The following is a 22,720-nucleotide window of genomic DNA, read 5'->3' on the forward strand; positions in this document are numbered from 1 at the left end:
CTTGCGCTGCGAATGGGCCGCAAAGCGGCCCCAAAAAAGTAGCAGAAACAAAAAGCCCCCGAGCTTTTCAACGCGGGGGCTTTTCGTAGAATGTGGCGGTGAAGAAGGGATTTGAACCCTTGATACGATTTCTCGTATACACACTTTCCAGGCGTGCTCCTTCGACCACTCGGACACTTCACCGTTTCTCTTCAAGCCCTGCGGCCTGTCGAGGTGCGCTAATTTAGTGAAAGACATTCCCTTTGGCAAGCATTTTTTTCAAATTTTTCATGTATTTGCACTTGAGCCACGCTGAGCGCTGACCGACCAGTCAGCCTTGCTGCTTTACCTTGCCCCTGGCGCTGGGTAACGTCGTCGCCACGCCAACAAAAGGACTCTGCCATGAGCGAGCTGATTACCTACCACGCCGAAGACGGCATCGCCACCCTGACCCTGAACAACGGCAAGGTCAACGCCATTTCGCCGGATGTCATCACCGCCTTCAACGCCGCGCTCGACCGCGCCACCGAAGAGCGTGCGGTGGTGATCATCACCGGCCAGCCGGGCATTCTCTCGGGCGGTTACGACCTCAAGGTGATGACCAGCGGGCCAAAAGAGGCAATCAGCCTGGTCACTGCCGGCTCCACCCTCGCCCGCCGCCTGCTGTCGCACCCGTTCCCGGTGGTGGTCGCCTGCCCGGGCAACGCCGTGGCCAAAGGGGCCTTCCTGCTGTTGTCGGCCGACTACCGCATCGGCGTCGAAGGGCCGTACAAGGTCTGCCTGAACGAAGTGCAGATCGGCATGACCATGCACCATGCCGGCATCGAACTGGCCCGCGACCGCCTGCGCCGCTCGGCTTTCCACCGCTCGGTGATCAATGCCGAGGTATTCGACCCGCAAGGCGCGGTGGATGCCGGCTTCCTCGACAAGGTGGTGCCGGCCGAGCAGTTGCACGATGCGGCACTGGCAGCGGCGCGGGAACTGAAAAAGCTGAACATGCTGGCGCACAAGAACACCAAGCTGAAAGTGCGCAAAGGGCTGCTGGAGGCGCTGGACCAAGCGATCGAGCGGGATCAGCAGCATATGGGCTGACCTTGCGGGCCTCTTCGCGGGTAAACCCGCTCCCACACAGGTATGAATGCCCGTTGTAGGAGCGGGTTTACCCGCCAAAGGGCCGGAACAGACTTACACCAAGGTTTGCCCCAACCAGTGCACACCCGTACACTCCCCCGCGACTGTCTGGTGTGAGTCGTACCATGCTTTACTCGTTGCGCATGCTCCTGCTGGCGCTGCATTTTCTTGTCGTCGGCGCCGTTGGCCTGGTCATTGGCCTGTGCCGCCCCTTCAACCCCGACAACAGCCGCCTGTTCGCCCACCTCTACAGCCTGCCGGCTACCTGGCTGATGCGCATCAAGGTCAAGGCCGAGGTAGGCCCGCTGTGGGACCAGCCGCCCGGCTGCGTGATCATCGCCAACCACCAGTCCAACTTCGACCTGTTCGTGCTCGGCCAGGCAGTGCCAAAACGTACTGTGGCCATCGGCAAGAAAAGCCTGGGCTGGATCCCGCTGTTCGGCCAGTTGTTCTGGCTGGGCGGCAACGTGCTGATCGATCGCAACAATGCCTACCAGGCGCGCAAGGCCATGCACAAGACCACCCGCGTGCTGCAGGCTGACACCTCCATCTGGATTTTCCCCGAAGGCACGCGCAACCCTGGCGAGCACCTGCTGGCCTTCAAGAAAGGCGCGTTTCACATGGCCATCGAGGCTGGCGTGCCGATCGTGCCGGTGTGCGTCAGCCGCTATGCCGGGCGACTGAACCTGAACAGCTGGCGCCAGCGTACGGTGATCGTGCGCTCGCTGCCGCCGATTGCCACGGCAGGCATGACGGTGCGGGACCTGCCGGTGCTGATCGAACAGTGCCGGGCGCAGATGCAGCAGTGCATTGACCGCATGGAAGCGGAATTGGCCGAAGGCTAAATCGGCGCCCGTGCAGGTTGCCCTCGCGCCGGCTACGGCCCAAGCTGTAACCCGTGTTCAATCGGGGAAGCGCACAACCATGGGGCGAGTCGTGGCATCGGCGGTGTACAGCGCCGGCAGAAAGGTCACCAACATCAGCATCGACGAAGGCAGCGAATGGGCGCGCAAGCCGGGGCACTTCGTGTGGATCGGCCTGGAAGAACCCAACGCCGAGGAGCTGGCCAACCTGCAGCGCCAGTTCAACCTGCATGAACTGGCCATCGAGGATGCCCTGGAAAAACACAGCCGGCCCAAGCTGGAAACCTTCGGCGATGCCCTGTTCATCGTTACGTATTCGCCGGTGCGCCACGAGGGCAAGCTGGAGTTCATCGAAACCCACATCTTCGCCGGCAACGGCTACATCATCACCTGCCGCAACGGCCACTCCAAATCCTATGCCTTGGTGCGCCAGCGCTGCGAGGCGCGGCCATTGCTGCTGGAGCACGGTGAAGATTTCGTGCTGTACGCCCTGCTCGACTTCGTGACCGAGAACTACCAGCCGGTCAGCGAGGCCATTCATGGCGAGATCGAAGAACTGGAGCAAAGCGTGCTCGGCGGTTCGCTGCAAGACGAGGACATCCGCCGCTTGCACAGCCTGCGCCGCGACATCCTGCGCCTGCGCCGCTACGTGGCGCCGATGGTGGAAGTGAGCGAAGAGCTGCAGCGGCTGAGCTTCCCGTTCATCGACAAGAACATGCGCCCGTACTTTCGCGACGTGCAGATCCACGTGACGCGGCAAATGGAAGACCTGGCCGGCATCCGCGACATCGCCAGCCAGACCATCGAGATCGGCATGCTGCTGGAATCGTCACGGCAAAGCATCGTGCAACGCAAGTTCGCGGCCTGGGCGGCGATCCTGGCGTTCCCCACGGCCATTGCCGGGATTTACGGGATGAACTTCCAGAACATGCCCGAGCTGGGCTGGCATTACGGGTATTTCGTGGTGCTGGGGGTGATTGTGGCGGGGTGCACAGGGTTGTATGCCAGCTTCAAGCGGTCTGGCTGGCTGTAGGAGAGCCCGGACCCTATGCAAGTCAGTCAAGGTTAATGGGGCTGCTGCGCAGCCCATCGCCGCGGTTCGTCGCCACGACAAGCCAGGCTCCTACAAGTACGGCGCATGGCTTGAATTTGGTGCGGTCTGTGGGAGCCTGGCTTGCCAGCGATGGGCCGCCAAGCGGCCCCGGCCATCAGGCGGCGTCGTGGTTGCTGGCCGGCTGCTGGATAAACCGCAACATCCACTCGCCCACCAGGTCGCCCTGGTGTTCGGTGGCCAGGCTGGCCACTGCCTTGTGGTACACCTCGTCGCCCAGGTACGCCTGGCGCGCATCGAGCAGCGCGCGGGAGTAGTCATGGACGAACTCCGGGTGGCCCTGGAAGCACAGCACCTGGTCGCGAATGTGGTACGCCGCATTCGGGCAGAAATCGCTGGACGCAATCACCGTGGCGCCCTCGGGCAACTGGGTCACCTGGTCCTGATGGCTGATCAGCAACGTCAGCTCGGACACTTCCGGGTCCATCCACGGCGCATGGGCCGCCAGCGTGTAGCGGTGGATGCCCACGCCCCAGCCTTTCTCGGCGCGCTCGGCCTTGCCACCCAGGGTCAACGCCAGCAACTGATGGCCGAAGCACACACCCAGCAATTTCTCGCCACGCTCGTACAGTTTCAGCAGATACGCCTTGAGGGTCTGGATCCAGGCATCGGTTCCGAACGAATCGGCCTTGCTGCCCGTCACAAGGTAGGCATCGAACACTTCATTGTCGGCGGGGTAGTCGCCGTGCATCACGTTGTAGACACAAAATTCGGCGGCGATCGGCTGACGCGAAAAGAGCTGCTCGAACATCCTGCCGTAGCCCTGATACTGCGCGGTCAACTCCGGACGCAGGACATCGGTCTCAAGGATGCAGATGCGTAACGACATAGGAATAGTCCTGAACGACATGAGTGGGAATCTGCTGTAGAGACTGACGCGAAAGGCACGTACAAGCAAGTAGGCTGCACTGACGAACGGTCACATTTTGTCGGTATGTCGCCAGCAGTTGCGCCAGTGTCTAGTCAGAGCATGCCAGCCGGCTGGCACAAGGCCTCATAGCCACACGGAATCGTGCGGCTATACGGTTAGAACAAAGGGTTCTCAAACATGCCTGACACACACCCTACTGTTGGATGTATATGCACTTACAAGAGGCATGCAGTTCAGGCGCCATCGACGCCACTGCGATCGACCCGCAGTACGACAGGGAAGCCAACGGGTATTCAGGAATAACAACAAGAAGGCGGTCCGCCATGTTCAGACAATCGAAAATTCGCCAAGCTGGGCTCATTCTTTTCGCCACGACTTTGCTGTTGATCTTGCCGAACCTGACACGTTTGTTCGGCTGACTGCGGCGGTGGCGCCAACGGGCAGTGCACAGGTAATCTGCTGGCCTTGATGGTCGGAGATTGCCCATGCGCCACTGCCTTGCCCTGTTGATGATGCTGCTGAGCCTGCCACTGTCGGCGGCGCAGCTGCACCTGGCGCTGGGCGCCAGCACGCGCGAGTGGAGCAGCGCCGAACTGCTCGGCCACCCGCAGGCGCGTGAAATCAGCATCGAACAGGACGTGTCCTATAAACGCCCCATGCACTATCGGGCGGTGCCGCTGGCCGCACTGCTGGAGGGTGTGAACGCCAGCGACCACCTGCAAGCAGTAGCGCTGGATGGCTTTGCCGCCGAAATGCCTGCTGCGCCGCTGCTGCAGCAAGGGCCTGCACGGGCCTGGCTGGCCGTGGAAGACCCGAGCAAGCCTTGGCCGCCACTGAGCAAGGGCAAGCCAAGCGCCGGGCCGTTCTACCTGGTGTGGACGGCGCCGCAGGCCAGCGGCATACGCCCGGAACAGTGGCCGTTCCAGATTTCCACCCTGCGCCAGCTGTCGCCGGTGGCGCAGCGTTTTCCGGCGCTGCTGCCCGACCCGACGCTGCCTGGCGACAGCCCGGTGCGCCAGGGGTTTGCGTTGTTCCAGCAGAACTGCCTGGCGTGCCATACGCTTAACGGCGCGGGAGATGCGCAGCTAGGGCCGGATTTGAACGTGCCGCACAACCCGACCGAGTATTTCCAGCCTGCTTACCTGCGCAAGCTGATACGTGACCCGCAGAGCCTGCGCCGCTGGCCGCAGGCGAAGATGCCGGGGTTTGCCGAAAGCGTGTTGAGTGAGCAGGAGCTGGATGCGCTGCTGGCCTATCTGGGGCATATGGCCGGGCGCAGGCCTTGACTGCGGTGCCTGGCCATTCGCGGGCATGCCCGCTCCCACAGGGATCGCACAGGTTTCAGGCCTTGTGAATATCTGTGGGCGTGGGCAAGTTTGCGAAAAAGCCACTACGGACCGTCAGGCAGTCAGCCGTTCGTGCTTGACGCCCCAGCCTTCCACTTCACCACCATAAGGTGTCACCAGCTGCTCGAACGCCTCCTCGAAATCGCCAATCCCGCCATACGTGGCGTACATGACCTTGCTCAGCTCCAAGTGCCAGGCACCGTCGCCCATTTCGGTTACCTGGGCATTGAGGGATTCACCGCGAAACTGCCCGGCCGCACGGCGGGCCCCTGCTTCGTCGGGGAACACGGCATAGAACTCGATGGGGTGGATCCGGGTGAAGTCGAAACCGCCTGCTTTCATCTGGCGCAGGACGTTGCTGCTGATATCGTCGTTCTGGCTGCTCATGAATCGTCCTCCTGAATAAAGCAATGGATAGACTTTCCGTGCACTACGCACCTGCCGGCAGTGGCCGCGCAGTTCGAGCTGATGCAAGACGCGAATAGAAAAGGCACCAACCCGCAGAATAGGCAGGCACCTTCCACCAGCGTAGTGCCTGCAACGGCACCACGCAAACGTGTGGTTCAGGGCGCTTCGTGGATGCTGGTGATGGTGACGCCGCTCTGTTCCTTGAGCCAGCGTGCAGTGGGGGAAATGGCGCGGTCCTGGAAGTCGTTGAGGTCAAGCTCGTCCATCACCGGGAACAGGTGCGAACGGATCGCCCGCGCGGCGTCCTCTTCGCTGGGGATATGCTCGGCATGCAGCAGCAACCTGGACGGTTCGCCTTTCTGGTCGGCAAAGATGACTTCCCACTCTTTCATTGAACGAGCCCTCTCCATCAAATACCACAAGGTGTGTGATGCCTGAATAACTGACCTTGGGGTTGGGAGAATGTTCAGTCTGTGCCGGCCTCTTCGCGGGTAAACCCGCTCCCACACGGATACCATCAACCTCAGGCCCTGTGACTTCCCTGTGGGAGCGGGTTCACCCGCGAATGGGCCGCAAAGCGGCCCCTGTTGCCGCCTTACTTCGGCGTACCGTGCACTACACCCGCGGTGTTATCCAGCAGGCTCTTGGTCGCCGTCTGGATATACGCTTCCAGCTTCTTGAGCATTTCCGGCTGGTCCGGGCTTTCGATCAGCTCGGCCTTGAACTCGCTGCCCAGCTGGTAGCGGTACATGCGCGGGGTCATATCCTTGGACTCGATCAGGATACGGTCGCCCTGCACCAGGCCGACGATCTGCTCGCTGCCCGACGGCTTGATCATGCCCGAACCCTGGTCGCCCTCAGGCAGGTTGAGCAAGTCGCGGCCCCAGCACTGGTGCCGGGCCTGGCCACCCAGACGGCCCATGATGGTCGGCACGATGTCGACCTGGGTGCCCACGGTGTGGTCGACCGCGCCGAACTTCTCCTGGATACCCGGGGCGATCAGCAGCAGCGGTACGTTGAAGCGGCCCAGGTCCAGCTCGGTCACCTGCTGGTGGTTGCCAAAGCCATGGTCACCCACGATGACGAACAGGGTGTCCTTGAAGTACGGCTCTTTACGCGCCTTCTCGAAGAACTGGCCCAGCGCCCAGTCCGAGTAGCGCATGGCGGTCAGGTGCTCGTCCAGGCGGCCTTGCCCGGTAACCTTCTCGACCGGCAGGTCTTTAGGCAGCGCGTACGGGGTGTGGTTGGACAAGGTCTGCAGCAGGGCATAGATCGGTTTTTTGCCATCATGCTTGGCCAGCTCCTCGTTGCCGCGGTCGAACATGTCCTGGTCGGACACGCCCCACGTCGGGTCGGAGAACACCGGGTTGACGAAGTCGTTGCGGCCGATGAACGTGGTCATGCCCTGGTTGCCGAAGAACCCGGACTGGTTGTCCCAGGCGAAGTCGCCGTTGTACACGTACACGTCGTCGTAATTGCGGGCGCTGAGCAAGGCCGGCAGGCCCGACAGCTTGTGGCCGCCTTCCGGGGTCTGCATCAGGTATTCGAACCCGGGCAAGTTGGGGAAGCAGGCCATGGTGGCGAACATGCCCTGATGGGTATGGGTGCCGTTGGAGAAGAAGCGGTCGAACAGCAGGCCTTCTTTGGCCAGCTTGTCGAAGTACGGCGTGATGTTGTTGGGGCTGCCCAGCGCGCCCACCGAGTGGCCGGCGAAGCTTTCCATCAGGATCACCACCACGTTCTTGATCGGCAGGGTGCGCTCGGCCGGCGGCAGGAAGTCGCGGCGGATGGCAGCCTCATCGGCATCGACCAGCGTGTCGTGGGCGGTCAGCAACTGCTCGCGCACGCTTTGCGTGGCCACAGCCTGGTCCAGCACCGGCTTCCAGATGTTGGCGCGGTCTTCGCCGAAGCGGCTCTTGGCGGCGTCGATCAGGGTCAGGGTGCCGTTCAGGCCCAACTGGTTGACGAAGTTGGAGTCGGTGGTAAAGGCATCACCCCAGCGCATTGGCGGGCCCTGGCGCAAGGTGCCACGGGCGGCGACCACGGCCACCAGCAGAATCACCATGAATACCGCCAGGCGGTTGTACCACGGCGCCACGCGCTGCACGCCATCGCCACGGGTGATGCGGTCGATGCCCTTGAACAACAGGCTCAGCAGCCAGGTGCCAAAGGCCCAGGCCAACAGGTAGCGCACCACCGGGAAACCGTACCAGAGCATGCTCATGACGGTTTTCGGGTCTTCCTTGATGTACTGGAACACCAGGCCGTTGAGGCGCTGGTGGAACTCGCGGTAGAAGTCCATTTCCATCAGGCCGAGGAACATCACCACGCTCGAGGTGAGGGTCAGCCAGAAACGGAACACGCCACGCCGGGCCATCGCCCAGGGGCTGAGAATGGCCAGCAGCAGCGGTATGCTGAGGTACACCACCACCCGCAGGTCGAAGCGCAAGCCGTTGAGGAAGCCCTCGGCGACGGTTGTATAGGGTGTATCGCCGATCATGTCGCTGTTGTAGACCAGCAGCGCGAGGCGCACGAGGCTGAGCATCAGCATGATCACCAGGGCGCTGAGCAGCGTGTAGGCCAGGTGGGATTTCAGGGTCGGCGAGAACGACGCTCGCCCGCCCCGTTGCTTCAGGGCGTCCGTGTTAGCCATGAATGGGAAGGTCCTAGGATTGCGGTTTGCGGAGATGGCGCTGGTGCTAGACCAACGCAGCATTGTGCGGGTGCGGATTCTGTTTAAACCAATGTGAAAATTTTGTCACGAGGGTGTTGCCGGTTTTGTCTGCGCCGGCCTTCAAATGCGCGCATTCCCCCGCGGGCCGGCAATCGCCCAGATCACCAGGCCCACCACCGGCAGCAGTGCGATCAGCAAGATCCACAACACCTTGATGCCCACCTCGCGGCCACTCTTGATCACGTTGAAGATGGCCCAGATATCCAGCGCCAGTATGATCAGCCCTACCAGGCTGTTGAATGTAGACCCCATGCCATGGCTCCTGTGCTAAGGCTTTGCTGCACAGCATAGCCAGCTATCACGTCGATAGAGGGGAAACCTTGGCAATGCGGGCCGGTCACTGCATAAACTGCCTTATACGCCGAATCCGAGGTTCACATGCCCCCAGCCCAGAGTCACAGCGCCGCCCCGCCCTCCCCCCTCAGTGCCTGGCGGCAACAGATAGCCAGCAGCCCGTGGGTGGGCGCCGGCCTGGCGTTGAGCCTGCTGGCCGTGCTGGCGCTGCTGGCGGCGAGCCTGTGGAATGCCATTCATGGCGACCATGCCGAAAACCTGCACCTGGCGGCGCTGGGCGGGTTTGCCGGCTTCGGCGCCACCGCCCTGGGCGCGGTACTGGCCGTGGTGCTGCGTGATGTCAGCACGCGCAACCAGGATGTGATGCTGGGCTTTGCCGCCGGCATGATGCTGGCGGCCAGCTCATTTTCGCTGATTCTGCCGGGACTGGACGCCGCCCGGGACATCACCGGCAGCGGGCCCGCCGCGGCCTTCACCGTGGTGCTGGGCATGGGGCTGGGTGTGCTGCTGATGCTGGGCCTGGACCGCTTTACCCCGCACGAGCATCAAACCGTCGGTGTGGTCGGGCCGGAAACCGAGCGGTTCAGTCGGGTGTGGCTGTTCGTGCTGGCAATCACCCTGCACAACCTGCCAGAGGGCATGGCCATTGGCGTGAGCTTTACCAACGGCGACATGAACATCGGCCTGCCGCTGACTACCGCCATCGCCATCCAGGACATCCCCGAAGGGCTGGCCGTGGCCCTGGCCTTGCGGGCAACCGGGCTGTCGAACATGAAGGCGGCTCTGGTGGCGGTCGGGTCGGGGCTGATGGAGCCGCTGGGTGCGGTGATCGGCCTGGGGATTTCCACCGGCTTTGCCCTGGCCTACCCGATCAGCATGGGGCTGGCGGCGGGGGCAATGATCTTTGTGGTCAGCCACGAGGTGATACCCGAAACCCACCGGAACGGGCACCAGACAGCGGCGACCCTGGGGTTGATGGGCGGGTTTGCGGTGATGATGTTTCTGGATACCGCGCTGGGCTGAACTTGAAGTTACCTGAACCGGCCTATTTGCGGGTGAACCCGCTCCCACAGGTGTTCCACTGCAATTGGGTCCAGTGATGATCCTGGGGGAGCGGGCGAGCCCGCGAAGATGCAAACGCCGAAATCAGACGTGGACAGCCACTTTCAGGGCTTCCAGGGCCGGCTCGACCTTGATGCCCACTTCGGCCCCAAGCGCCTGGACCCGCGCCAGGTCATGCTGCCCCACCATTACCATCTGCAGCTCGTCATCCAGCAACTGGCTGAAATTCAACAGCACATAACCGCCGGCCTCTTTGTTCAGCGCGCCCATCTGCACCTGGATGCGGTTAAGTGCAGTCAGCGGCTCGGTACGGGCCAGCTGCTTGGGCTTGAGGGTGAACGGCACGCTGTTGTCGAATGAATCGCTGATCTGCTGGAACAGGTCCTGGTAGCTGTCAGCCTGGAACACCACGGTGTCCGGCAGGCTGCCCAGCACCACCCATTCGCCCAGCGGCATGGGGAAGCTGTCGTCGTAATTGATGTCAGGGTTGGCGGCCAGGAAGGCGGCCGGGTCGGCGTAGGCCTGGGCGGCCTCGTCGGCAATGCGCTCGATGTCTGCCTCGAGCATGCAGCCAGCGCCGATGAGGCTGATGAATTCGAGCAACTGAGTTTTCATGAAAGGGGCCTGCGACGGGTGAAAAGTCGCCAAGGATAGCCGCAAAAGCCCCTTTGCTGTTAGCCGGCCAGCGCCTGCAGGCGCGCCGTGGCGTCCACGGCACCCATGGTCTGCGCCGCCATCAGGGCGGTGGCACCGCGGGCGTCCTGGTGGGCCGGGTCGGCGCCTTGTGCCAGCAGATAGTCGAGGATGTCGCTGCGATTGAACATGGCCGCCAGCATCAGCGCGGTGCGCCCGTCCTGCGCGCAGGCGTCCACTGGCACGCCATGCTCCAGCAGCAGGCGGATCATGGCCAGGTCGCCTTTGAAGGCGGCGCCGGCGATGGGTAGTTGCCCGTTGTCATTGGCGATCAGCGGGTCGGCACCCTGCGCCAGCAGCACGCGCACCGCGTCATGGTGGCCATGGTAGCTGGCCAGCATCAGCAGGGTGTCGCCCTTGTGGTTGCGCAGGTTGGCCGGCAGGCCGCTGGCAAGCAGGCGCGCGAGCATTTCGGCATCGCCGTGGCGGGCAGTGTCGAACACCTGTTCGGCGAAGGCAGCGGTTTCATCGGCAGTCATGGTGGCGGGCGCGGTTTGGCTGGACATCGGGAACCTCCTGGCAGAAATCGGTGCCTAAGTGTTTGTCAGGCTCACGCTTTGGGTCAAAGGTTCAGTTTCTATCGAGCCGATAGGCACAAGCCGGGCCGTGCAAAATGCACTGTGCAAATTGCACGACCTTGCAGGATGCACGGTAACCCCTCTGAAAAATCTTTATAAATCACTGATTTAAAAGGACTTTTCTGCAAATCAATTTCTGGCACGGTCACTGCAATCTACTTCATCACGATTGCCACACCACCTTTGTCAGGAGTTGATATGGACCTCATCCAGGAAAAGTTCGTTTCGGTATTCTCGGCTTATCAGGTCAATACCCAGCCCCGCCCCGATGGCGGCGTGCTGCTGACCTTGCGTGCTGCCGATGGCAAGGTGACCCGCCGGGTGCTGACCTACGGACAACTGCACAGCGCCGAACAGCTGTCCTGGGCGATCAGCGCCATTCGCCGCGATCTGGCTGAGCAGGCCAGTGAATTGCCGGTGATTACCATGCTGCAGAGCCAACAGCGGTTTGCCCTGCCGACCTATCGTTGATTTTTGTGGTGGTATCACGGGCCTCTTCGCAGGTGAACCCGCTCCCACACTGATCGCGTAACCCTCAGGGTTCGCGGTCAATCAATGTGGGAGCGGGTTTACCCGAGAAGAGTCCCGCGAGGCCACTACAGCTCGTCAATCCCCGGGAATGCCCGTGCAGTCAGATCTCCGGTAAACCGCGGTTCCACGCCCTGCTCGCTGCCAAACACGCGCACCGCGAGGCAAAACGGCGTATCACCCAGCTCCACCCAGCGCCGGGTCCCCGCCGGGACCAGCAGTTGGTCTCCCTTCTCGCACAGCACCGAGTACACCCCTCCAGCAAGCCGCAGGCCAACTTGTGCGCGCCCGCTGACAACTGCAAATACCTCGTCGCTGTCGTGCACATGCTCATCGCGCACATCCACCTGCGCCGGGTCTTCCCCATCACGGTTGAGCAGCACGAAGGCCTTGCAGCCATGCGCCGTCATCAGCTGGTCCAGGTACCCTCGGCAGGCATCCAGTACCTCGTCCCGGGCCGAACCCGGGCGCACCCGCAGGCCGTGTTCGGCATGCGCAAAATGCACGCCCTGCTCGGCCAGGGTGGCGGCAATGTCATCATGGTGGGTCAGCACCTTGTTCGGCAGTTCCGGGCTGGCGGGGTGGAAAACGCTGAGAATGCTCATCAGGGGCGGGTCCTGGCAGGTTGCGAACAAAGGGCCATGATAACGGCTGCAGCCAAGGCTGCGGCACTGGCCATACCAAAGGTGAAGGCGGGCCCCAGCAGCTTCCAGCTGTAGCCCGAATACAAGGCGCCCAAAGCGCCGCCGGTACCCGACAGCGCGGCGTACAGCGCCTGGCCCTGGCCCTGCTGGCGGGCACCGAAGCTGGCCTGGACGAAGGCAATGCAGGCGGCATGGAAGCAACCGAACGTGGCCGCGTGCAGCAACTGGGCGAATATCAGTACTGTCGGCTCGTCCGCCAGGTTACCCAGCAGCAACCAGCGCACAGCCGCCAGCAGGAAGCTGACCAGCAGCACCCGTTGCACGCTGAAGCGGGCGAACAGGCGGCTCATGAGCATGAACATCAGCACTTCGGCCACCACCCCCAGCGCCCACAGCAAGCCGATGGCACCCCGGCTGTAGCCCAGGTGCTCCAGGTGCAGCGTGAGGAAGGTGTAGTACGGCCCGTGGCTGAGCTGCATCAGCGCCACGCAGGCATAGAATGCGATCACCCCCGGGGCGCGCAGCTGCTGCAGGAAACCACCCGCGCTGCGGCGCTCGCCCTGCTCCACCGGCTGGGCATTGGGCACCCACAGGCTGGCCGCGACGATGCCCGCCATGATGGTCACCAGCGCTACCGGGTAGATATCCAGGCTCAGCCATTCGAACAGCCGGCCCAGCCCCACCACGGTGAGGATGAAGCCGATCGAGCCCCACAACCGCACCTGGCTGTAACGCGCGGTCTGCCCGTGCAGGTGCGCCAGGGTTATCACCTCGAACTGCGGCAGCACGGCATGCCAGAAGAACGCGTGCAGGGCCATGACCAATGCCAGCCAGGCGTAGCTTTTGCCGAAGAAGATCAGGGCGAAGCTCGCCAGGGTCGCCAACGCCCCCAGGCGCACGATCAGCAGGCGCTGGCCGCTGCGATCGCCCAGCCAGCCCCACAGGTTGGGCGCCACGCAGCGCATCAGCATGGGGATGGCCACCAGCTCGCCGATGCGCGCCGGGGAAAAGCCCAGGTGGTCGAAGTACAGCGCCAGGAACGGGGCGGTGGAGCCGAGCAGGGCGAAGTAGAACAGGTAGAAAGTGGACAGGCGCCAGTAGGGGATGGGTTGCATGGGGTGGCCTTGTGGGAACCTGGGCCGGCCCTATCGCCGGCAAGCCAGCTCCCACAGGATCACCTCATACCTGAAGACTGTGGGGTACCTGTGGGACCTGGCTTGCCGGCGATAGGGCCGGTGCAGGGGAATCAGCGCTGGCCCAGCACCGGGGTATTCACGCGCACATCGGCATTCTGCGCACGGTGGCGCAGCAGGTGGTCCATCAGCGCAATGGCCATCATTGCCTCGGCGATCGGTGTGGCACGAATGCCCACGCAAGGGTCGTGGCGGCCTTTGGTGATGACATCCACCGGATTGCCGTCAACGTCGATGGAGCGGCCCGGGGTGGTGATGCTGGAGGTCGGTTTCAGCGCCAGGTGCGCCACGATCGGCTGACCCGAAGAGATGCCACCGAGGATGCCGCCAGCGTTGTTGCTGAGGAAGCCTTCGGGGGTGAGCTCGTCACGGTGTTCGGTACCGCGCTGGGCAACGCTGGCAAAGCCGGCGCCGATTTCCACGCCCTTGACGGCGTTGATGCTCATCAGCGCGTGGGCCAGCTCTGCGTCGAGGCGGTCGAAGATCGGCTCGCCCAGGCCCGGCATCACGCCCTCGGCGACCACGGTGATTCTGGCGCCTACCGAGTCCTGGTCACGGCGCAGCTGGTCCATGTAGGCCTCCAGCTCCGGCACCTTGTCGGGGTCGGGGCTGAAGAAGGCGTTGTGCTCCACCGATTCCCAGGTCTTGAACGGGATTTCGATCGGGCCCAGCTGGCTCATGTAGCCGCGCACGGTGATGCCCTGGGTGGCCAGGTACTTCTTGGCGATGGCACCGGCGGCCACGCGCATGGCGGTTTCGCGGGCCGAGCTGCGGCCGCCGCCGCGGTAGTCGCGGATGCCGTACTTGTGGTGGTAGGTGTAATCGGCGTGGGCCGGGCGGAACAGGTCCTTGATCGCCGAGTAGTCCTTGGACTTCTGGTCGGTGTTGCGGATCAGCAGGCCGATCGAGCAGCCCGTGGTACGGCCTTCGAACACGCCGGAGAGGATTTCCACCTCGTCGGCTTCCTGGCGCTGGGTGGTGTGCCGGCTGGTGCCGGGCTTGCGCCGGTCCAGGTCGTGCTGCAGGTCGGCGAGGGAAATTTCCAGGCCGGGTGGGCACCCATCGACAATGGCGACCAACGCCGGGCCATGGCTTTCGCCAGCGGTGGTGACAGTGAACAGCTTGCCGTAGGTATTGCCGGACATGGACGCTCCGCGAGATCAGCCTGAAATGGACGAAAGCGGCAGTATACAGATGGATTGGTTGTCTGTACTGGCCCTATCGCCGGCAAGCAGGCTCCCACAGGTTTACCACAGGCCCAGGCATTGTGGATTCCCTGTGGGAGCTGGCTTGCCGGCGATGAGGCCGAACCCCCATACAAAGCCCGAGAACCTTCCCGCAGACATTGGGTCAAACCCTCATCTCCCCATGTAGTACCGCCTGATGTCGCGCCTCGTCGCCTTGTTCCTGCTGTTGTGCTCCGGCCTGGCCCAGGCCGCCGCCCCCACCGTGCTGCAACGCCCGATTGACCTGGACACCGGCCAGGGCGTGCTGCACGGCAGCCTGCTGTTGCCGCAACAGGCCACCCCGCCACCGGTGGTGCTGATCATCGCCGGCTCCGGCCCCACCGACCGCAACGGCAACAACCCGGCTTCAGGCAGGGTAGACAACCTCAAGCGCCTGGCCCTGCTGCTGGCCAACGAGCATATCGCCAGCGTGCGCTACGACAAGCGCGGTGTGGCTGCCAGCCAGCCGGCCACGCCCGACGAGCGTGACCTCAGCGTGGAGCGCTACGTGGCCGATGTGGTCGCCTGGAGCCACAAGCTCAAGGCCGACCCGCGCTTTGGCCCGCTGATATTGATCGGCCACAGCGAAGGCGCACTGATCGCCAGCCTGGCCGCCGAGCGGGCCGGCGCCAGCGCCGTGATCACCCTGGCCGGCAGCGGCCGCCCGCTGGCCGATGTGCTGCGCGAGCAGCTGGCACAACGCCTGCCGCCGGCGCAGCTGGCCGGTGGCAGCGCCCTGCTCGACCGCCTGCAGGCCGGGCAGACCAGCCTGGAAGTGCCGGCGCCGCTGCGCCAGGTGTTTCGCCCCAGTGTGCAGCCGTACCTGATTTCGCTGTTCCGGCAAAACCCGGCTGCAGCCTTTGCCCGCCTGCCCATGCCCGCGCTGATCGTGCAGGGGCGCAACGACGTGCAGGTGGACGTGGTCGATGCCCAACGGCTGAAGGCCGCCAAGCCGGATGCGCAGCTGGTGTTGATCGACGGCATGAACCACATGCTGCGCATCAGCCCCAAGGGCATGAGCCAGCAGCGCGACAGCTACCTCAACCCCGAGCTACCGCTGGCGCAGGAACTGGGTGAGCGGATTGTGACGTTCATCCAGCATTTGCCTTCGGCGTGAGCTGAACAGGCTCAGGTCCTTGGCAAGCCTGCCGATACAGCAGGCATAGCCGAGGACAAGCCCCGATGACAACCACACCCGCCGCCGTAGAGCCGGCCGAAGAGGCCCAGCAACCCCCTGCCCTGCCCTGGGCCGACCTGGCCCCGGAACACTTCCAGCTGCTGCGCCTGGCCGCCCTGCCCACCGACCGCAGCACCGGCGCGCGGCCGCTGCGCTTTGTGCAGTTCGGCTATGCCGAGCGCCATGACAAGGCGCACAGCCTGCTGCGCATGGAGATCCAGCTGCCCGGGCAGAAGGTGCACAAAGAGCAGAACCGCCTGGACATCCGCGTCGACCATGCCGAGCATCTGGTGCGTATCGGCAGCGAGCATGGCCTGCAACTGGAGCCCGTCAACCGGGGCATCGGCCGCTTCCTGCTGGCCCAGGCTGCGCAGTGGCTGCAACGCCGCTGGTCGCATTACCGGGTCGAGGGCATGGCGCTGCCGAGCAAGGATGCGCTGAGCGAAGACTCGCGCCTGCGCCGTGACCACTGCTTGCGCGGGGTGGGTATCGCCGTGGAGTACGAAGACAGCCAGCACCTGAAGGGCCGCACCGTGGACATGCCCGTGGGCCAGCTGAAAGCGGCCTGGAGCAACGAGCGCCTGCAGCGGGTGGACATTCTGGATGCCGCCAACCTGCTGCAGCAGGCTGACCAGCTATTGCTGGAGAAGGAAGCGCAATTGCGCGAGCGCGATGAGCGGGTGGCCAAGTACCACCGGGAAGACAGCGGGTTGCGCTTTACCATCACCTGCCTGGTGGCATTTGCGGTGTTTCAGGCGGGGCTGCTGATCTGGATTGCTACCCGCTGAGACCGCGTTGCCTGCTTCGCGGGTAAACCCGCTCCTACAGGGATAGCACCGGGCCCGAGGCCAGTGATGGCCTTGTAGGAGCGGGTTCACCCGCGAAGAGGCCCTGCAGGTCAGACCCGGGCTTTGAACAGTTCCTGATGCTGGCGGCACTGCTCGGCGGTCAGCATGAACACGCCATGCCCCCCGCGCTCGAACTCCAGCCAGGTGAAGTCCACCTCAGGGTACAGCGCCTCGACATGCACCTGGCTGTTGCCCACTTCGACAATCAGCAAGCCCTTGTCGGTCAGGTGGTCTGCCGCCTCGGCCAGCATGCGCCGCACCAGGTCCAGGCCATCATTGCCACAGGCCAGGCCCAGCTCGGGCTCGTGGTGGTATTCGGCCGGCATGTCGTCGAAGTCTTCGGCATCGACATACGGCGGGTTGGACAGGATCAGGTCGAAACGCTGCCCCGGCAAGCCGCTAAAGCCGTCACCTTGCACGGTGAACACACGGCCGTCCAGGCCATGCCGTTCGATGTTCTGGTTGGCCACTTCAAGGGCCTGGAACGACAGGTCGGCCAGCACCACCTCGGCCTCGGGGAACACGTCGGCGGCGACGATGCCGATGCAACCCGAGCCGGTGCACAGGTCGAGGATGCGCGCCGGTTCGCTGGCCAGCCACGGCTCGAAGCGCTTTTCGATCAACTGGCCAATCGGCGAACGCGGCACCAGCACCCGTTCGTCAACGATGAACGACATGCCGCAGAACCAGGCCTCGCCCAGCAGGTAGGCGGCCGGCACGCGCTCTTCGATCCGGCGTTTCAGCAGGTGCTGCAGGCGTACCCGCTCGTCGTCCTCGAGCATGCAGTCCAGGTAGCTGTCGGCCACTTCCCACGGCAGGTGCACCGCGCCCAGCACCAGCAGGCGGGCCTCGTCCCAGGCGTTGTCGGCACCGTGGCCGAAGAACAGATCATGCTCGTGGAAGCGGCTGACCGCCCAGCGGATGTAGTCGCGCAGCGTGCGCAGACGGGATGTGATCACGGGGTACTCCTATTTCAGACCGTACAAAAGTCTAACAGCCCAGGCCGTACATTTGTTCCCCCGGATCGCCCCCAGGCTAGCCACAAGCCAGTAACTACGCCGCTTGCGTTGTCAACCATTCCCATTGGCGCCAATGCAAGGGAGAATAGGTGTACAAAAGCCCTGCTCAAGGAGCCATTGATGTCCGTTCCAACCACGATGTTCCGCCTCACTGGCCGCGACTACCCGCCGGCCAAGCTGAGCCACGCCAGCCTGATCATCATCGATGCGCAAAAGGAGTACCTCAGTGGGCCCCTGCAGCTGTCGGGCATGGACGAGGCCGTGGCCAACATCGCCAGGTTGCTCGACGCCGCGCGCAAGAGCGGCCGTCCGATCATCCATGTTCGCCACCTGGGCACCGTTGGTGGCCGCTTCGACCCCCAAGGCCCGGCCGGCCAGTTCATCCCGGGGCTGGAGCCCCTGGAAGGCGAAACCGTCATCGAAAAACGCATGCCCAACGCCTTCAAGAACACCCAGCTGCACGAAACCTTGCAGGCGCTGGGGCACCTGGACCTGATTGTCTGCGGTTTCATGAGCCATTCCAGCGTCAGCACCACCGTGCGCCGCGCCAAGGACTATGGTTATCGGTGCACCCTGGTGGAAGACGCCTCGGCCACCCGTGACCTGGCCTTCAAGGACGGGGTGATTCCGGCCGCACAGATCCACCAATGCGAAATGGCCGTGATGGCCGACAACTTCGCTTGCGTGGCCCCCACCGCCAGCCTGATCTGAACGGCGGGCACGACCGCCCGGCAGCCGGGCGGAACCCGATGGGCGGCAGCAGGTCGAATTCCGGATATCCACAGAGGAGAGCGGAATGAAGCTCAAAGGCAGTTTTGACGCCAAGCGCCTGCGCCCGCGCGAACCGCGTAACTGGGGCGCTCGCCTGGCGGCTGGGCTGTCGGCCCTGCTGGCGACACTTGGCGTGCTGCTGGCAATGGCCGGGGTTGCCGGCCTGCTGGGCAACTACCCTGCGCTGGCGGAACTCAACGCCAACAAACCGCTGGCCGGCATCCTGGCCGGGGCGGGCTTGCTGCTGTTGTGGCTGGGGGTACGCTTTTGGCGGCGCAGCCGCATTCGCTTGCGCCGGGGGCGGGAATTGAACCTGTCGCCGCACCTGATGAAAAAACACGATTGATGTGTGTATAGCCTTTGCGGGCCTCTTCGCGGGTGAACCCGCTCCCACAGGGATGTCGGATTGCCCGGGCCTGTAGCGATCCTGTGGGAGCGGGTTTACCCGCGAAGAGGCCGGCACAGGCTGCAGAAGGCCCCACAGTCGCGTAAACTACGCCGCCCACGTGGAGGCATCATGCAAGACGACGATTTTTCCCTGTTCAAGGCCGAAGTGCGCGGTGTCAAACCGATCCGGCACGACCGCGCCGAAGTCGGCAAGCCCAAGGCCGACCGCACCCAGCTGGCCGGCCTGCGCCAGGCGGCGACCGTGCGCAGTGACAAAGCCCTGGTGATCGACGGCATGTCCGACCAGTTCGTCATCGACGTTGGCGCCGAAGACGAGCTGATGTGGCGCCGCGACGGCGTGCAGGAAGGCCAGTTGCGCAAGCTCAAGCTGGGCCAGATCCCGTTCGAAGGCAGCCTCGACCTGCACGGCATGACCGTGGAAAAGGCTCGCGAGACGCTGTGGGACTTCATCGCCGAAGCCACCAAGCTGGAAGTGCGCTGCGTGCGCGTGACCCACGGCAAGGCCGCACGCCTGGACGGTAAGCGCCCGATGATCAAGAGCCACGTCAACACCTGGCTGCGCCAGCACCAGCAGGTGCTCGGTTTTGCCTCGTGCAGCGCCCGCCACGGCGGCACTGGCGCGGTGTATGTGATGCTCAAGCGAACCATGCTCGAAGGCCGCGACGAGTAACGCCGCGCTTGCAGCGCCGCCGTTGCCGCCGTACCCTTCGTTTTTGCGATTTTTCCAACAGGTAGATCCATGTCCCTGGAACAGAACTACACCGAGATCCTCAGCCAGATTGGCGAGGACGTCTCCCGTGAGGGCCTGCTCGACACGCCCAAGCGGGCTGCAAAGGCGATGAAGTACCTTTGCCGCGGTTATGAGCAAACCCTGGAAGAAGTCACCAACAACGCGCTGTTCAGCTCTGACAACAGCGAAATGGTGCTGGTCCGGGACATCGAGCTGTATTCGATGTGCGAACACCACATGCTGCCCTTCATCGGCAAGGCCCACGTGGCCTACCTGCCCAAGGGCAAGGTGCTGGGCCTGTCGAAGGTGGCGCGCATCGTCGACATGTACGCCCGCCGCCTGCAGATCCAGGAAAACCTCAGCCGCCAGATCGCCGAAGCCGTGCAGCAGGTCACCGGCGCCGCAGGCGTGGCCGTGGTTGTCGAAGCCAAGCACATGTGCATGATGATGCGCGGTGTGGAAAAGCAGAATTCGAGCATGATCACTTCGGTGATGCTGGGCGAGTTCCGCGATAACGCCGCCACCCGCAGCGAGTTCCTCAGCCTGATCAAGTGATCGGTCGCTGACACCAGGCCGACCCTGCCGGGTCGGCCTTTTGCATTTCAGGAGTTGCCCATGATCGTCAAAGCCCTGCGGGTTGGCCTCGGCCAGCTCATCGTGTTCGGTGACTGGGTCAGCCGCCCGGCCAAGCGCAAGCGCGACGCCGCGGCCCAGGCCCGCGTCGAGCAAGCGGCCAAGGGCCTGGCGCTGTACCAGTTCCATGCCTGCCCGTTCTGCGTCAAGACCCGCCGCACCCTGCACCGCCTGAACGTGCCGTTGGCGCTGCGCGATGCCAAGAACGACCCGGTGCACCGCCAGGCCCTGCAGGAAGGTGGCGGGCGGGTGAAAGTGCCGTGCCTGCGCATTGAAGAGGCCGGCAAGGTGACCTGGATGTATGAGTCCAAGGCCATCATTGCCTACCTGGATGAGCGGTTTGCTGCCATCTGACAGCTTGTAGCTCTCCTGTCCGGGCCCTATCGCCGGCAAGCCAGCTCCCACAGGTTTACCACAGGCCCAGGCATTGTGGATTACCTGTGGGAGCTGGCTTGCCGGCGATAGGGCCGGTACAGGCTGAAGGTCAGCCCACCATCGGCACATGCCGCGGGTGGCTGGCGACGCGCTCCAGCCAGGCCCGTACCGCCGGGTAGTCGGCCAGGTCGAACCCGCCCTGCTGCGCCACATGGGTATAGGCATACAACGCCACATCGGCAATCGAATACTGCTCACCCACCAGGTACGGGGTCATCTGCAGCTGCCGCTCCATCACCTTCAGCGCCTTGTAGCCGCCCTTGTGCAGCTTGCGGTATTCCTCTACGCGGTCATCCGGCAGGCCCAGGTAAAACTGGATGAAGCGCGCCACGGCAATGTACGGCTCATGGCTGTACTGCTCGAAGAACTGCCATTGCAAAACCTGAGTGCGCAGGCGCGGCTCGCTGGGCAGGAACGCACTGCCATCGGCCAGGTAGTTGAGGATGGCATTGGACTCCCACAGGTAGCTGCCGTCTTCAAGCTCCAGCACCGGCACCTTGCCGTTGGGGTTCATGGCCAGGAACTCGGGCGTTTCGGTCTGGCCCTTGAGGATGTCCACCGGGTGCCATTGATAGGGCTTGCCCAGCAGGCTCAGCATCAACTTGACCTTGTAGCAGTTGCCCGACTGGTAATCGCCATAAACCTTGTACATCGCCCCTCCCCCTGTGAAACAGAAATGCCCATGTCGGGCGCCAACCTGTGCAGTTGTGTAATCCCGCCCAATAGTTGGCGACTGTACGGCTAAAAGCAATGGCCGCTGTATGGCAAGGATCAACCTTTCGCGCTGTAGTCTGAAAAAACTGCTTACACCTTTACAAGGATTTTGTTCATGACCGATGCCACTTCCGCACGCCTGCGGCCCCTGGCAGATACCTCCCCGTCGGCGGTTGTCGCCGGTTTTATCGCCATGCTGACCGGCTATACCAGCTCACTGGTGCTGATGTTCCAGGCCGGCCAGGCCGCCGGGCTGACCACTGCGCAGATCTCGTCATGGATCTGGGCGCTGTCGATCGGCATGGCGGTGTGCAGCATCGGCCTGTCGCTGCGCTACCGCACGCCCATCACCATTGCCTGGTCCACCCCCGGCGCCGCCTTGCTGATCACCAGCCTGGGCGGGGTCAGCTATGGCGAAGCGATTGGTGCGTACATCACCTGCGCCCTGCTGGTGCTGGTGTGCGGCCTGACCGGCAGTTTCGAGCGGCTGGTCAAGCGCATTCCGGCCTCGTTGGCGTCGGCGCTGCTGGCCGGCATCCTGTTCAAGATCGGCAGCGAGATCTTCGTCGCCGCGCAGCACCGCACCTTGCTGGTACTGGGCATGTTCTTCAGCTACCTGCTGGTCAAGCGCCTGTCGCCGCGCTATTGCGTACTGGCGGCGCTGCTGGTGGGCACGGCGTTGTCTGGCGCGCTGGGCTTGCTGGACTTCAGCGGCTTCCATCTGGAGGTGGCCAAGCCGGTGTGGACCACGCCGAGCTTTTCTTTGGCAGCCACTATCAGCATTGGCATTCCGCTGTTCGTGGTGGCCATGACCTCGCAGAACATGCCCGGCGTGGCCGTGCTGCGCGCCGACGGCTACCAGGTGCCGGCCTCGCCGTTGATTTCGGCCACCGGCTTTGCCTCGCTGCTGCTGGCGCCGTTTGGCTCGCACGGGGTCAACCTGGCGGCCATCAGTGCGGCGATCTGCACCGGGCCGCATGCCCATGAAGACCCGAGCAAACGCTACACCGCTGCGGTGTGGTGCGGGATTTTCTACGGCATTGCCGGGGTGTTCGGGGCGACGCTGGCGGCGCTGTTTGCCGCATTGCCGAAAGAGCTGGTGCTGTCGATTGCGGCGCTGGCGCTATTTGGCTCGATCATGAACGGGCTGACCGTGGCCATGAGCGAAGCGCGTGAGCGTGAGGCGGCGGTGATTACCTTCATGGTCACGGCTTCGGGGCTGACCCTGTTCTCGATCGGCTCGGCGTTCTGGGGGATCGTGGCTGGGGTGTTGGCGTTGGTGATCCTTAACCCCCGCAAGGCCTGAGGGTTTTTATTGCCTGTG

The 22,720-nt window shown here is 63.6% G+C and carries 26 protein-coding genes and 1 tRNA gene; 14 read left to right on the plus strand and 13 right to left on the minus strand.

Annotated features, from left to right (window positions below; genetic code table 11):
• Positions 1-93: 93 nt before the first annotated feature.
• Positions 94-183 (minus strand) — tRNA-Ser (locus AC5O5I_RS20925).
• 198 nt (positions 184-381) lie between these two features.
• Here AC5O5I_RS20925 and AC5O5I_RS20930 point away from each other — a divergent pair.
• From AC5O5I_RS20930 to AC5O5I_RS20940, 3 genes are all read left to right on the plus strand, one after another.
• Entirely contained in the window at positions 382-1,071 is a 690-nt protein-coding gene (locus AC5O5I_RS20930; RefSeq protein ID WP_494511486.1) for a crotonase/enoyl-CoA hydratase family protein, read from the plus strand.
• Between the two features lie 164 nt (positions 1,072-1,235).
• Complete coding sequence (locus AC5O5I_RS20935) at positions 1,236-1,955, plus strand: lysophospholipid acyltransferase family protein (RefSeq protein WP_494511487.1); 720 nt, start codon at positions 1,236-1,238, stop codon at positions 1,953-1,955.
• 79 nt (positions 1,956-2,034) lie between these two features.
• Complete coding sequence (locus AC5O5I_RS20940; protein ID WP_172229387.1) at positions 2,035-3,006, plus strand: magnesium and cobalt transport protein CorA; 972 nt, start codon at positions 2,035-2,037, stop codon at positions 3,004-3,006.
• Between the two features lie 175 nt (positions 3,007-3,181).
• On the opposite strand, the gene AC5O5I_RS20945 is transcribed toward AC5O5I_RS20940, so the two are convergent.
• The gene (locus tag AC5O5I_RS20945) at positions 3,182-3,913 is read right to left on the minus strand and encodes an amidotransferase (protein ID WP_172229385.1); all 732 of its coding nucleotides are present in this window, start codon (positions 3,911-3,913) and stop codon (positions 3,182-3,184) included.
• Positions 3,914-4,440: 527 nt separating this feature from the next.
• On the opposite strand from AC5O5I_RS20945, the gene AC5O5I_RS20950 reads away from it, so the two are divergent.
• Positions 4,441-5,241: a cytochrome c gene (locus AC5O5I_RS20950; RefSeq protein WP_494511488.1), complete on the plus strand. Its 801-nt coding sequence runs from the start codon at positions 4,441-4,443 to the stop codon at positions 5,239-5,241.
• Between the two features lie 114 nt (positions 5,242-5,355).
• Here AC5O5I_RS20950 and AC5O5I_RS20955 read toward each other — a convergent pair whose 3' ends face one another.
• The 4 genes from AC5O5I_RS20955 to AC5O5I_RS20970 all read right to left on the minus strand — a co-directional run bounded on the left by AC5O5I_RS20955 (position 5,356) and on the right by AC5O5I_RS20970 (position 8,695).
• Positions 5,356-5,688 (minus strand): ribonuclease E inhibitor RraB, encoded by a 333-nt coding sequence (locus AC5O5I_RS20955; protein ID WP_172229381.1) that lies wholly within the window; start codon positions 5,686-5,688, stop codon positions 5,356-5,358.
• A 176-nt stretch (positions 5,689-5,864) separates the two neighbouring features.
• Positions 5,865-6,101 (minus strand): hypothetical protein, encoded by a 237-nt coding sequence (locus tag AC5O5I_RS20960; RefSeq protein WP_172229379.1) that lies wholly within the window; start codon positions 6,099-6,101, stop codon positions 5,865-5,867.
• Positions 6,102-6,304: 203 nt separating this feature from the next.
• The gene (locus AC5O5I_RS20965; protein WP_172286954.1) at positions 6,305-8,362 is read right to left on the minus strand and encodes an LTA synthase family protein; all 2,058 of its coding nucleotides are present in this window, start codon (positions 8,360-8,362) and stop codon (positions 6,305-6,307) included.
• Positions 8,363-8,503: 141 nt separating this feature from the next.
• Entirely contained in the window at positions 8,504-8,695 is a 192-nt protein-coding gene (locus tag AC5O5I_RS20970) for a PLDc N-terminal domain-containing protein (RefSeq protein WP_172230200.1), read from the minus strand.
• A 126-nt stretch (positions 8,696-8,821) separates the two neighbouring features.
• Between AC5O5I_RS20970 and AC5O5I_RS20975 the strand changes: the two genes are divergently transcribed.
• A complete protein-coding gene (locus AC5O5I_RS20975; protein WP_172286955.1) occupies positions 8,822-9,760 on the plus strand; it encodes a ZIP family metal transporter in 939 nt (312 codons plus the stop codon).
• A 123-nt stretch (positions 9,761-9,883) separates the two neighbouring features.
• On the opposite strand, the gene AC5O5I_RS20980 is transcribed toward AC5O5I_RS20975, so the two are convergent.
• Positions 9,884-10,414 carry a hypothetical protein gene (locus AC5O5I_RS20980; protein ID WP_172286956.1) on the minus strand — a complete coding sequence of 177 codons (531 nt, stop codon included), beginning with the start codon at positions 10,412-10,414 and terminating at the stop codon, positions 9,884-9,886.
• Between the two features lie 59 nt (positions 10,415-10,473).
• Entirely contained in the window at positions 10,474-10,998 is a 525-nt protein-coding gene (locus tag AC5O5I_RS20985) for an ankyrin repeat domain-containing protein (protein ID WP_172230195.1), read from the minus strand.
• A 270-nt stretch (positions 10,999-11,268) separates the two neighbouring features.
• On the opposite strand from AC5O5I_RS20985, the gene AC5O5I_RS20990 reads away from it, so the two are divergent.
• The gene (locus AC5O5I_RS20990) at positions 11,269-11,541 is read left to right on the plus strand and encodes a DUF3509 domain-containing protein (protein WP_172230193.1); all 273 of its coding nucleotides are present in this window, start codon (positions 11,269-11,271) and stop codon (positions 11,539-11,541) included.
• 125 nt (positions 11,542-11,666) lie between these two features.
• On the opposite strand, the gene AC5O5I_RS20995 is transcribed toward AC5O5I_RS20990, so the two are convergent.
• The 3 genes from AC5O5I_RS20995 to aroC all read right to left on the minus strand — a co-directional run bounded on the left by AC5O5I_RS20995 (position 11,667) and on the right by aroC (position 14,580).
• Positions 11,667-12,203, minus strand: a complete 537-nt coding sequence (locus AC5O5I_RS20995; RefSeq protein ID WP_494511489.1) for an oxidase — start codon at positions 12,201-12,203, stop codon at positions 11,667-11,669.
• Positions 12,203-13,357 carry an MFS transporter gene (locus tag AC5O5I_RS21000; RefSeq protein WP_172286957.1) on the minus strand — a complete coding sequence of 385 codons (1,155 nt, stop codon included), beginning with the start codon at positions 13,355-13,357 and terminating at the stop codon, positions 12,203-12,205. The genes AC5O5I_RS20995 and AC5O5I_RS21000 overlap by 1 nt, the downstream gene beginning before the upstream one ends.
• A 131-nt stretch (positions 13,358-13,488) precedes the next feature.
• Positions 13,489-14,580 carry a chorismate synthase gene (aroC, locus tag AC5O5I_RS21005; protein ID WP_172228851.1) on the minus strand — a complete coding sequence of 364 codons (1,092 nt, stop codon included), beginning with the start codon at positions 14,578-14,580 and terminating at the stop codon, positions 13,489-13,491.
• 235 nt (positions 14,581-14,815) lie between these two features.
• Here aroC and AC5O5I_RS21010 point away from each other — a divergent pair, with 235 nt between their 5' ends.
• Positions 14,816-15,778, plus strand: coding sequence for an alpha/beta hydrolase (locus AC5O5I_RS21010; protein ID WP_172228855.1), 963 nt, complete (start codon positions 14,816-14,818; stop codon positions 15,776-15,778).
• 65 nt (positions 15,779-15,843) lie between these two features.
• Positions 15,844-16,626, plus strand: coding sequence for a hypothetical protein (locus tag AC5O5I_RS21015; protein WP_494511490.1), 783 nt, complete (start codon positions 15,844-15,846; stop codon positions 16,624-16,626).
• Positions 16,627-16,736: 110 nt separating this feature from the next.
• On the opposite strand, the gene prmB is transcribed toward AC5O5I_RS21015, so the two are convergent.
• Positions 16,737-17,645 carry a 50S ribosomal protein L3 N(5)-glutamine methyltransferase gene (gene prmB, locus AC5O5I_RS21020; RefSeq protein ID WP_494511491.1) on the minus strand — a complete coding sequence of 303 codons (909 nt, stop codon included), beginning with the start codon at positions 17,643-17,645 and terminating at the stop codon, positions 16,737-16,739.
• 180 nt (positions 17,646-17,825) lie between these two features.
• Between prmB and AC5O5I_RS21025 the strand changes: the two genes are divergently transcribed.
• The 5 genes from AC5O5I_RS21025 (at position 17,826) to AC5O5I_RS21045 (ending at position 20,601) form a co-directional block, all read left to right on the plus strand.
• Complete coding sequence (locus AC5O5I_RS21025; RefSeq protein ID WP_156859403.1) at positions 17,826-18,416, plus strand: cysteine hydrolase family protein; 591 nt, start codon at positions 17,826-17,828, stop codon at positions 18,414-18,416.
• 85 nt (positions 18,417-18,501) lie between these two features.
• A complete protein-coding gene (locus AC5O5I_RS21030) occupies positions 18,502-18,822 on the plus strand; it encodes a hypothetical protein (protein ID WP_172286960.1) in 321 nt (106 codons plus the stop codon).
• Positions 18,823-18,993: 171 nt separating this feature from the next.
• Positions 18,994-19,554, plus strand: a complete 561-nt coding sequence (locus AC5O5I_RS21035; protein ID WP_172228843.1) for a Smr/MutS family protein — start codon at positions 18,994-18,996, stop codon at positions 19,552-19,554.
• Positions 19,555-19,623: 69 nt separating this feature from the next.
• The gene (gene folE, locus AC5O5I_RS21040) at positions 19,624-20,169 is read left to right on the plus strand and encodes a GTP cyclohydrolase I FolE (protein WP_172228841.1); all 546 of its coding nucleotides are present in this window, start codon (positions 19,624-19,626) and stop codon (positions 20,167-20,169) included.
• Positions 20,170-20,229: 60 nt separating this feature from the next.
• Entirely contained in the window at positions 20,230-20,601 is a 372-nt protein-coding gene (locus tag AC5O5I_RS21045; RefSeq protein WP_172286829.1) for a glutaredoxin family protein, read from the plus strand.
• Positions 20,602-20,731: 130 nt separating this feature from the next.
• Here the strand turns inward: AC5O5I_RS21045 and AC5O5I_RS21050 are convergent, their stop codons facing one another.
• Positions 20,732-21,334 carry a glutathione S-transferase family protein gene (locus AC5O5I_RS21050; protein WP_494511492.1) on the minus strand — a complete coding sequence of 201 codons (603 nt, stop codon included), beginning with the start codon at positions 21,332-21,334 and terminating at the stop codon, positions 20,732-20,734.
• Between the two features lie 177 nt (positions 21,335-21,511).
• Between AC5O5I_RS21050 and AC5O5I_RS21055 the strand changes: the two genes are divergently transcribed.
• A complete protein-coding gene (locus AC5O5I_RS21055; protein WP_172286831.1) occupies positions 21,512-22,702 on the plus strand; it encodes a benzoate/H(+) symporter BenE family transporter in 1,191 nt (396 codons plus the stop codon).
• Positions 22,703-22,720 lie beyond the last annotated feature (18 nt).

The sequence above is a fragment of the Pseudomonas sp. 9_2_1 genome (genome assembly GCF_059295275.1).